The 4,930-nt window shown below is 71.8% G+C and carries 5 protein-coding genes and 1 pseudogene; 4 read left to right on the top strand and 2 right to left on the bottom strand.

Annotated elements, in window-relative coordinates:
• The 3 genes and pseudogenes from CKO43_RS24960 to recR form a co-directional block, all read left to right on the top strand.
• A pseudogene (locus tag CKO43_RS24960) lies at positions 1-468 on the top strand (DNA polymerase III subunit gamma/tau); the annotation flags it as partial.
• A gap of 69 nt (positions 469-537) precedes the next feature.
• A complete protein-coding gene (locus tag CKO43_RS24955) occupies positions 538-864 on the top strand; it encodes a YbaB/EbfC family nucleoid-associated protein (RefSeq protein WP_132645454.1) in 327 nt (108 codons plus the stop codon).
• A 10-nt stretch (positions 865-874) separates the two neighbouring features.
• On the top strand, positions 875-1,462 hold the full coding sequence (gene recR / locus CKO43_RS24950) for a recombination mediator RecR (RefSeq protein WP_200231659.1): 588 nt from the start codon (positions 875-877) through the stop codon (positions 1,460-1,462).
• A 128-nt stretch (positions 1,463-1,590) separates the two neighbouring features.
• Here the strand turns inward: recR and CKO43_RS24945 are convergent, their stop codons facing one another.
• Positions 1,591-3,540, bottom strand: a complete 1,950-nt coding sequence (locus CKO43_RS24945) for a peptidase U32 family protein (RefSeq protein ID WP_200380356.1) — start codon at positions 3,538-3,540, stop codon at positions 1,591-1,593.
• Positions 3,541-3,667: 127 nt separating this feature from the next.
• A complete protein-coding gene (gene thrH / locus CKO43_RS24940; protein WP_200380355.1) occupies positions 3,668-4,282 on the bottom strand; it encodes a bifunctional phosphoserine phosphatase/homoserine phosphotransferase ThrH in 615 nt (204 codons plus the stop codon).
• A 162-nt stretch (positions 4,283-4,444) separates the two neighbouring features.
• On the opposite strand from thrH, the gene CKO43_RS24935 reads away from it, so the two are divergent.
• Positions 4,445-4,930, top strand: a 486-nt coding sequence (locus tag CKO43_RS24935) for a hypothetical protein (protein WP_200380354.1), incomplete at its 3' end; no start/stop codon positions are given.

Raw genomic sequence — 4,930 nt, 5'->3', positions numbered from 1 at the left:
CACAGCGCGTACCAGCGGTCGCCCAGCGGCGTGCGCCGCGACGAGCCGCCGGCCCCGCCGCCGCGCACGCCGCTGGGCGACCGCTGGTACGCGCTGTGCCAGGCGCTGGCCGAACGTGGTGGCGTCTCGGCCATGCTGCGCCAGCTCGCCTGGCAAGGCGGTCTCGTCGAGGTCGACGAGGCCGCCGTGCCGCCGCGCTGGCGGCTGCTGGTGGAAAGCGAGTCGCTGCGCAGCAACGCGCTGCGCGACAAGCTGGTCGCCGCGGTCGCGGTCGAACTCGGTTCGCCGGTCGACCTGCAACTCGAACCCGGCTCGCCCGAGGACACGCCGGCCAAGCGCGATGCCTGGGAGCGCACCCGGCGCCAGCAGGCGGCTGAGCACACGATCCGCCAGGACCCGGTGGTGCTCGAGCTGATGCGCCAGTTCAGCACGGCACGCATCGTGCCGAACTCGATCAAGCCGGTCTGAGCGGCTCGCGCCGCACGACGATAATCCCGCGTTTTGGGCGGCCCCAGGCCGCCACGAAAGGACTCCGAGATGATGAAGGGCCAACTCGCCGGGCTGATGAAGCAGGCCCAGGCGATGCAGGAAAACATGAAGCGCGCCCAGGAAGAGCTGGCGCAGCTGGAGGTCGAGGGCCAGTCCGGCGCCGGCCTGGTCAAGGTCGTGATGACCTGCAAACACGACGTGCGCCGCCTCAGCATCGACCCCAGCCTGCTGGCCGACGACAAGGACATGCTGGAAGACCTGGTGGCCGCGGCCTTCAACGACGCCGTGCGCCGCGCCGACGAGGTCAGCGCCGAGAAGATGGGCAAGCTGACCGCCGGCATGCCGATGCCGCCGGGCATGAAGTTCCCGTTCTGATACCCGGACGATGGCCGCAACCGCGCTCGATGCGCTGATCGAGGCGCTGCGGCGCCTGCCGGGTGTCGGCCAGAAGTCGGCGCAGCGCTGCGCCTTCCACCTGCTGCAGCACGACCGCGACGGCGCACGCCGCCTGGCACATGCGCTGGACGTCGCCGCCGAACGTGTGCACCACTGCACGCGCTGCCACACCTTCACCGAAGACGAGGTCTGCCCCGTCTGCCGCGACCCCGAGCGCGACGCCCGCCTGCTGTGTGTCGTCGAGACCCCGGCCGACCAGCACGCGCTGGAGCGCAGCGGCAGCTACCGCGGGCTGTACTTCGTGCTGATGGGCCGGCTGTCGCCGCTGGACGGCATCGGCACCGGCGACATCGGCGTCGCCGAGCTGATCGCACGCGCCGCCGACGGCACGGTGCAGGAGGTCATCCTCGCCACCAGCTTCACCGCCGAAGGCGAGGTCACCGCGCACGCACTGGCGCAGGCGCTGCGTGCACGCGGGCTCAAGGTCACGCGGCTGGCGCGCGGCGTGCCGGCGGGCAGCGAACTCGAATACGTGGACCTGGGCACGATCGCCCACGCCCTGGTCGACCGGCGCTGAACGGACTCCCTCTCCCGCGTGCGGGAGAGGGCTGGGGTGAGGGTGGCGGCGAGCCACGTGAACGCCTGCGGCCTGCGTTGCCCCCTCACCCCAGCCCTCTCCCCCTCGCGGGGGCGAGGGAGAAGACCTCAGGCGCGCGCCGCCGGCCGCGTCCGGTAGAAGCTCATCGGCTGCGCCTTGGCCTCGCGCAGCACGCTCTTCCTGATGCGCCCGACGACGTGCATCTCGCAGGGCTTGCAGTCGAAACGCAGCGTGAGCCGGTCGCCGCCCGAGACCAGCGTCAGCGGCTCGGCGCGCACCGTGCCCTGCACGCCGATCACGCCCTTGGCCTGCTTGGGGCACAGCGACAGCGACCAGCGCACGCAGTGGCGCGTGATCATCAGGCTGACCTCGTCGGTACGCTCGTGGCTCTCGTAGGCGGCTTCGACCAACTTGACACCGTGGCGCGCGTAAAAGGCCGCGGCCTGGGCGTTGTGCACGTTGGCCAGGTAGCTCAGCGTGTCCTCGGGGTAGGGCGCCGGCGGCTCGAGCGGCTCGGCGCGCGGCAGCGGCTTCAGCGCCGCGGCGCGTGCGGCATCGAGCGCGGCCACGGCCTCGCGCCGCAGCGCGTTGGCCACCGACGCCGGCACGAACCACGGCGCCGCCAGCTCGACGCGCCGCGCCTCGAAGATCGTGCCGCCCAGGCGCGCCAGGTTCTCGCGCAGCGTCGCTTCGTTGCGCGCCGCGTCCTTCGGCGGCTGGTGCGGCTGCACGACCGTCGCACGCGCCCTGTGGCCGTCGGCGTCGACGAGTTCGAGCGCGAAGCCGTCGGCGGTGGCGCTCCAGCGCAGGTCGACGGCGATCAGGCGTTCGGCCGACTTCTTCTCCAGCAGCCGGTCCCAGGCCATGTCGCGGTTGCGGCTGATCACGGCGTCGCGGCGCAGGTCCTTCAGCGCCTCGATAGTCGCGTTGGGCATCACGCGCCAGGCGCGCCCGCCCAGCTGCGTGGCGACGTTCACCGGCACGCCCTGCAGCTCGCCTTGCAGGTCCCACCAGGTCAGCGCGTCGCCGTTGTTCAGCGCCGCGCCGGCCTCGTGCAGCGAGACGTCGAAATGGTCGCGGCCGACACGCGTGACATGGCCGACTTCGACGCCGGCGTGTTTGGGCGTGTCGAAGGCGCCGATGTCACTCTGGCGGCCGTTGACGAAGTAGTCGGTGGCGCCGCGGTTGAAACTGCGCGCCGGATCCGGCGTGAAGCCGTAGCGGCAGCGCCCGCTGGCAGCGGCGCGCAGCGCGGGGCGGTCCTCGAGCACGCGGTCGAGCAACTGGCGGTAGTGCGCGGTGACGTTCTTCACCGTGCCCATGTCCTTGTAGCGGCCCTCGATCTTGAAGCTGCGCACACCGGCGTCGGCGAGTGCGTGCAGGTTCGCGCCCTGGTCGTTGTCCTTCAGCGAGAGCACGTGTTTGTCGTGCGCGACGATGCGGCCCTCGGCGTCGGTCACGGTGTAGGGCAGCCGGCACTCCTGCGAACACGAGCCGCGGTTGGCGCTGCGGCCGGTGTGGGCGTGGCTGATCCAGCACTGGCCGCTGTAAGCCACGCAGAGCGCGCCGTGCACGAAGAACTCCAGCGTCGCGCGCGGTGCCGCGGCGGCGACGGCGCGGATCTCGGCCAGCGTCAGCTCGCGCGCCAGCACCAGCTGCGAGAAGCCGGCGTCCTGCAGGAAGCGCGCTTTCTCCGGCGTGCGGATGTCGGTCTGGGTGCTGGCGTGCAGCTGGATCGGCGGCAGGTCCAGCTCGAGCAGGCCCATGTCCTGCACGATCAGCGCGTCGGCACCGGCGCGCCAGACGTCCCAGGCCAGGCGGCGCGCGTCTTCCAGCTCGTCGTCGCGCAGGATGGTGTTGAGCGTGACGAAGATGCGCGCGTGCCAGCGGTGGGCGTGGCGCACCAGGCGTTCGATGTCGGCCAGGCTGTTGCCGGCCTTGTCGCGTGCGCCGAAGGCCGGGCCGCCGATGTAGACGGCGTCGGCGCCGTGGTTGACGGCTTCGATGCCGACCTCGGCGTCACGCGCCGGCGCGAGCAGTTCGAGTGTGTCGCGCATGGAATGGACCACCCCCGAAGCGCCTTCGGCGCTCCCCCTCGAGGGGGCGCCGCCGGTGTCCCGGCAGAGCCGGTCCACGGCGGCTGCTTGATGTTCCTGCGGCATTCCGGCTACGAGCGTCTTGCCCTCAGCCGCGCAGGAGTGTCGCCGCGCCGTCGATCGACGCCTTCAGCTCGGCGTAGTTCCGGTTCACCGGGAACTGCGGGAACTGCGCGACGATGCTCTCGGGCGGGTGGATGAAGAAGCCGGCGTCGGCGGCGCCCAGCATGCCGGTGTCGTTGTACGAGTCGCCGGCGGCGATGACCTGGAAGTTCAGCGACTTCAGCGCGTTCACCGCGTGCCGCTTCTGGTCGGGCTGGCGCAGCTTGTAGTCGGCAACGAAACCGTCGGCATCGACCACCAGCCGGTGGCAGAACAGCGTCGGCCGGCCGAGCTGGCGCATCAGCGGGTCGGCGAACTCGTAGAAGGTGTCCGACAGGATCACCACCTGGTAGCGCGTGCGCAGTTCGTCGAGGAACTCGCGCGCGCCCTCCAGCGGCGCCATGCCGGCGATGACCTGCTGGATGTCGGCCAGCTTCAGGCCGTGCTCGCGCAGCAGCTCCAGGCGCCAGCGCATCAGCCGGTCGTAATCGGGCTCGTCGCGTGTCGTGCGCCGGAAGGCCTCGATGCCGGTGCGCTGGGCGAACGCGATCCAGATCTCGGGGACCAGCACCCCTTCGAGGTCGAGGCAGACGACTTGCATGGGGCGGGATGCTAGCGCAGCGGCGTGGGCCCACCGGCGCGTCGCTGGCGTGACAAATGCACGCCGCCCCACCCGGTGAAAACCCCAGGGGTTTCCGGGTGGGTGGAGGGGCCCGGTTGGCCGCTATGCTGGCCGCTGGATTTCGTTTTCGACGGGAGCGTCATGGCCGACTCCAAGGCCGACGGCAGCGAACCGGCCGGCGCCGAGCTGCTGGACAAGGTGCGCCGGGAACTGGCACGGCAACAGGGGCGCAGCGAAGGCCCGCTGTACCGCGTCGTCGAGGTCGCGCGCGACGGCGACGGCCGGCTCGTGAAACACGCCCAGGTCTGGCACAGCGACCTGACGCTCGCGCGCCGTTTCGGCCGCGCGCTGGCGGCCAACTCGGTCGCGCAGCAGGTCACCGTCACCGACAGCGCCGGTACCGTGCTCGAAGAGATCGCGCCGCCGCCGCCCGGGGTGCTGCCACCCGGCTGGGAGGGCTGGCGCGACATCCCGCTGCCGCCGCTGCCGCGGCCCAAACCGGCCAAGCCCAAACCCACTTTCGGCAGCGTGCCGGCCGCGCTGGCGCGTTCGAACCCGCCGCCGGCGGCACCGCCGGCACTGCCGGTGCTGGGCGCGGCGCCGGCCGACGAGCCCACGCCGAAGACC

The organism is Rubrivivax gelatinosus (genome assembly GCF_016583785.1).
Classification (GTDB): domain Bacteria; phylum Pseudomonadota; class Gammaproteobacteria; order Burkholderiales; family Burkholderiaceae_C; genus Rubrivivax; species Rubrivivax gelatinosus_B.
Note: the sequence above shows the minus strand (reverse complement) of the source record. Positions and strands in the feature narration are given on the sequence as shown.

Excerpts from the sequence above, each read along its gene's own strand:
- CKO43_RS24955 (WP_132645454.1), top strand. The coding sequence starts at position 538 with ATGATGAAGGGCCAACTCGCCGGGCTGATGAAGCAGGCCCAGGCGATG.
- recR (WP_200231659.1), top strand. The coding sequence starts at position 875 with ATGGCCGCAACCGCGCTCGATGCGCTGATCGAGGCGCTGCGGCGCCTG.
- CKO43_RS24945 (WP_200380356.1), bottom strand. The coding sequence starts at position 3,540 with ATGCGCGACACACTCGAACTGCTCGCGCCGGCGCGTGACGCCGAGGTC.
- thrH (WP_200380355.1), bottom strand. The coding sequence starts at position 4,282 with ATGCAAGTCGTCTGCCTCGACCTCGAAGGGGTGCTGGTCCCCGAGATC.